Below are 5,272 nucleotides of genomic sequence, written 5' to 3' on the forward strand. Positions count from 1 at the left end.
GCGAATGTGGGGCAGCTGCAGGAACTGAACCAGCAGTTCAACCGGCAGATCGGTGGGCTCAACGATCGCATCGACGAGGTGGAGCGTGACGCGAATGCGGGTATTGCCGGTGTCGCTGCCATGGGCGACGCGCCTTATGTGCCAGGCAAGCTGACGTACCATGTGGGCGGTGGCTATCACGGTGGCGAGAGTGCCGTGGGTGTCAACTTCCGCCGCACCGCGGATAACGGGCGCTGGAGCCTGACGGCGGGCGCTGCCGGTTCGCGAGCGGGGGCGACGATCAGCTTGGGTGTCTCGGGCGTGATTGACTGAGCCATGAGGCGTTCCAGGCCAAAGGTCTTGAACCCAGTAACGCAGTTCGCGACCGATTCGGTGCTACAGAGTTCAGGACGTTTCGGTTGCGGAGGACCAGGGGGGAGGAGGGGCTCCATGAGAGTGATCTTCCCCCTGGTTTCGGTCCACCCACAATGTGAGACACCGTTCCTTCATGCACACTGCTGGGCATAGGCCACAGGGGCTGAGCATCCGTAATATCGTGGATGCCTTCAAGGAGATATACGACGCGGATATTTCGGCAACCCTCTTGTCCAATGTAGCCGAACGGGTAATCGAAGAGGTTCATGAGTGGCAGAACCGCGCTGGATCCGATTTACCCCATCGTCTACCTGGACTGCATTGTGCTGAAGAACCGCGATAACAAGCGAAATCCCTGTATCTGGCTCTGGACATCAACATGGTCGGCCAGAAGGAGTTACTGGGTCTGTGGCTGGCTAAGACCGAAGGCGCAAGTTCTGGCTATCCGTTCTGATGGAACTCAAGAATCGTGGCCTGGAGGACATCCTGGTCGCCTGTGTGGGCGGCCTTAAGGGCTTCCCGGATGCCATCACCGCTGAGTATTCGCAAACCAAGGTACAGCTATGTGCTGTACACATGTTTTCGAGTACCCACCGGCGATCCGAGAAGTGGTCTATACCACCAATGCCATTGAATCGCTGAATAGTATCATCCGCAAAGCCTCCATACGCCGCAAGCTGTTCCCTAGCGATGACTCGGTACTGAAAGTGGTCTTCCTTGCAATCCAGCAGGCATCGAAGAAATGGACCAGGCCGATTCGTTGGTTGGAAGTCGGCCCTGAATCGCTCTATCATCGAATTCGGTGACCGTCTGGATGACCACCTGTAATGATGTCGGCAGTTATACAGACTCGCTTACAGGCTCGGGTAACCACCAAGCTCGCCATGGCGTTACCATGCCTCGTCACAGCTCCATATCGTTGAAATATCGAATTACGTGACGGTTTGCTTCTATAGCTTTTATCAACTTCTCATTTTCTCCTCTTTGCCTCTCTATCAGTTAGAGTCGGCAGGTACGGCTATTTCTCATTGTGTCCGGCTTTTATCCGTGTTCGACCATCCTGGCGCCAATTTTTCACCTTGCAGTGCTGGGAAGTTAAGAACTACCTTAAATGGCAGTTGCCCATAAAAATTCATATTTTGGGCGGAATGGGTGACTCCCTGCCGATGAGTCGGCGTCATTACATGTTGGGCTCATATGGTGAGGGAGAGAGGTTGAAAACCAAACCTTGGGCCCTGGTGATACTGCTTTTCTAGTCGTGGGAACGAATCGCCAGTCTCGGTAGACAGGAGTCGAAGGACTTGTCGCTCTAATCGGGAGGGAGTATGAACGCTATCTTTCGTATCGTGTGGAGTGTCGCGCGTGGTCAAAAGGTGGTGGCCTCGGAGCTAGCCAAAAGCCATTCCAAATCCCGTGATGGCTTGGTACGCCGCTCCCTATTGGCCATTGGTATCACGGCTGGGCTCGGTGTCGTAGGGATGGGCAGTGACGAGGCCCAGGCCAGGAAGTTTGCTTCGGATGGTGGCAACTGTAGCTCGGGAGGAGGAGGAGGAGGTAGTCAAGTTGGCCGCCTCACGACATTCGGTACAACCAATGATCCTGTCGATGGCTCTGGTACCTATTCCACTGTGGCGGGATGTGACGCTGATGGTAATAATCAACTCGCGGCGACAGCTTATGGTGCTTTCTCCGCAGTAACGGGCCGGGGTGGCCATGCCATAGGCTTCGATAGCGAGGCCACCAAATGGGCCACTGCACTTGGCCTGGAGACCCGTGCGACGGCGACGGGGGGGACTGCCTTAGGCTTTGGCAGTCAGGCGACGGCGAACAACGCGGTCGCAATTGGAGGTGCCGGAGGGGATGGCACCAATCCCCTGGCCGTGGCGGATTCCACCATTGCTTCCGGCCAGCACTCCATTGCCATTGGTGCGGATAACGTGCGTGGGGCACAGGCTTCTGGACAAAGTAGCATCGCAATGGGCGGGCGGGCTACAGCCAGCGATTTTGCGACGATAGCGATTGGTGATCGTGCGGAGGCGACCACGCACCATGCGATTGCGATCGGTCAGTTAACTCGTGCGGTAGGCTCAGGCACTACTGCCGTGGGGGTTGACGCGGATGCGTTGCAGCCGAACACCACGGCGCTGGGACGGCGAGCCTGGACCGATGCCAATGCCAGTACGGCCGTGGGGCTTGGCAGTCGGGTTGAAACCGGCGCCACGCGAGGCATCGCGATCGGTGGCGCCACCGATGAGACCTCTAATGCGACGGTGGATGCTTCGGGTACCCATGTCACCGCGGTTGACGGTGTCGCGATAGGTTCCCAGGCACTCGCAGGCGGTGAGAGTGCCATTGCCATGGGCACCGGTGCCGTGGCCAGTGGCGTCGAGTCCATTTCCATCGGTACCGGCAACACCGTTTCCGGCGATGGTTCCGGCGCCATCGGTGACCCGACCACCATCACGGGGTCGGGTTCCTATTCCGTGGGCAACGACAACACCATCGACGCCGACGAGGCCGGTGTTTTCGGCAACCGTAACGTGCTGGATGCGGCAGCCACCGGTAGCCGGATCACCGGTAACGACAACGATGTGGATGTGCCCGATGCCTTTGTGATGGGCAACGGGTCGGATGTCACCGTGGCCGAGGGCGTGGCGCTGGGCAATGGCTCGATCGCCGACACCGGCGCGGGCGTGGCGGGCTACAATCCCACCACCGGCGCCGCCGATGGGCTGGATGCGGGCATTGCCGCGACCCAGAGCACCACCGGGGCGGTGGCCGTGGGTGATGCCGGTGCGGGGACCTATCGTCAGATCACCGGCGTGGCCGCGGGCACCGAGGATAGCGACGCGGTCAACGTGGCCCAGCTCAAGGCCAGCGAGACGCACTACTATAGCGTCAACGACAATGGCGTGCAGGGCGGCAACTACGCCAACGACGGGGCGACCGGTGTGAATGCCCTGGCCGGGGGGGTGGATGCCTCCGCCAGTGGAACCGGTGGCGTTGCGGTTGGGGACACCGCCACGGCCTATAACACCGGGAGTGTTGCCGTGGGTCTGAATGCGGAGGCCGGTGCCGATGGTTCGGCGACCATCGCCAATGACCTGGCCCTGGGAGCGAACGCAACGGCGATCGGCGGTAATACCGTGGCGGTGGGCAATAATGCCACGACCACCGGGGTGGATAGTGCCTCGCTCGGTTCCAACGCCATGGCCAGTGGCGATACCAGCACCGCCCTGGGGTATGCCACTCAGGCTACCAATACCGATACGACGGCTTTGGGCAATGGAGCGCAAGCGACCGGTTTGCAGGATACCGCGCTTGGCGTGACCGCTCTGGCGTCGGGTGGCAACAGCACGGCAGTGGGGAATCAGGCCGCTTCCGCCGGGAACAATGCCACGGCGGTGGGGGCGACGGCCAACGCCAGTGCTGGCCAGGCCTCCGCGTTTGGTCTCGGCGCCACGGCGGATAACACGAATGCCACGGCGTTGGGGGTGGGGACCCAGGCGTCCTCCTTTGCCAGCACGGCGGTCGGCAATCAATCCCAGGCGACGGGGCCGAGTTCGCTGGCTCTGGGGGATGTCGCGCAAGCGAGTGGCCCCAATGCCATTGCGATGGGCACCGGTGCGGTGGCCTCGGCTGAGGACAGCATCAGCATCGGCACGGGCAACCAGGTCAGTGGTGTCGGCTCCGGGGCCATCGGTGATCCGAATACCATTACGGGGGCCGGGTCCTACGCGCTGGGTAACGACAATACCATCGACGCCGACGAGGCGGGTACCTTCGGTAACCGTAATGTGCTGGCCGGTACCGCCGATGGTAGCCGTATCATCGGTAACGACAACGATGTCGATGTACCCGATGCCTTCGTGATGGGCAACGGGGCGGATGTCACCGTGGCCGAGGGCGTGGCGCTGGGCAACGGTTCCATTGCCGACACCGCAGGAGGCATCCAGGGCTATAACCCGACCACCGGCGCTGCCGATGGGCTGGATGCGGACATCGCCGCGACGCAGAGCACCACCGGGGCGGTAGCCGTGGGCGACGCGGGTACTGGCGCATTCCGTCAGATCACCGGCGTGGCCGCCGGTACCGAGGATAGCGACGCGGTCAACGTGGCCCAGCTCAAGGCCAGCGAAACGCACTATTACAGCGTCAACGATAACGGCGTCATTGGCGGCAATTACAGCAATGACGGGGCGACGGGTATCAACGCCCTGGCAGCAGGGGTGGATGCCAGTGCGGCCGGCGATGGCGCGATTGCGGTGGGCGGTGCCACCGCTGGTGGCACGAGTGCCATCTCCATGGGCACGGGGGCCAGCGTGCCGGGGGACTTGAGCGTGGCTATCGGCGAGAATGCCCAATCATTAGGCACCGGCGGTGGCGGCTGGGGAACAGTGGCCATCGGTGACGACAGCTTCGTCGATGGTGGTTCCGTGGCTGGTGTCGCACTCGGTTCGGAGGCGAATGTCACTGGTGCATCCGGTGTGGCTGTGGGTGGACGGACGAACACGTCTGGCACCAATGCCGTGGCGATGGGCTACCTGACGGATGCCAGTGGTGACAACTCGGTGGCGTTGGGGAGTCTCTCGTCGAGCACGGTCGACCACGGCGTGGCCTTGGGGAACAATTCGGTAGCCAACACGGCTGCCGGTGTGGCGGGTTACGATCCGGTGACCGATGCGCCATCCACGGATACCAGCAGCACCTGGTTAAGTACTCGAGGTGCGGTCAGCGTGGGGGGTAACGGCGAAACCCGACAGATCACCAATGTGGCGGCGGGCACCGCGGGTACTGATGCGGTCAATGTTGCGCAACTCCAGGCGGGGCAGACCCACTACTACAGCGTCAACGATAACGGCGTGATTGGTGGCAATTACAGCAATGACGGGGCCACCGGCGTGAACGCCATTGCGTC

Annotated in this window: 2 protein-coding genes and 2 pseudogenes; all 4 read left to right on the forward strand. The window is 61.4% G+C overall.

Going from position 1 to position 5,272, the window contains the following annotated elements:
- On the forward strand, positions 1-312 hold a 312-nt coding region (locus tag RSO41_RS18390), incomplete at its 5' end, for a YadA-like family protein (protein WP_315620714.1).
- A 199-nt stretch (positions 313-511) separates the two neighbouring features.
- A pseudogene (locus RSO41_RS18395) lies at positions 512-1,182 on the forward strand (transposase); the annotation flags it as partial.
- 497 nt (positions 1,183-1,679) lie between these two features.
- A pseudogene (locus RSO41_RS18545) lies at positions 1,680-2,420 on the forward strand (ESPR-type extended signal peptide-containing protein); the annotation flags it as partial.
- A 36-nt stretch (positions 2,421-2,456) separates the two neighbouring features.
- On the forward strand, positions 2,457-5,272 hold a 2,816-nt coding region (locus RSO41_RS18400), incomplete at its 3' end, for a hypothetical protein (protein WP_315620715.1).

It is taken from the genome of Halomonas sp. I1, from assembly GCF_032334135.1.
Taxonomy (GTDB): Bacteria; Pseudomonadota; Gammaproteobacteria; order Pseudomonadales; family Halomonadaceae; genus Halomonas.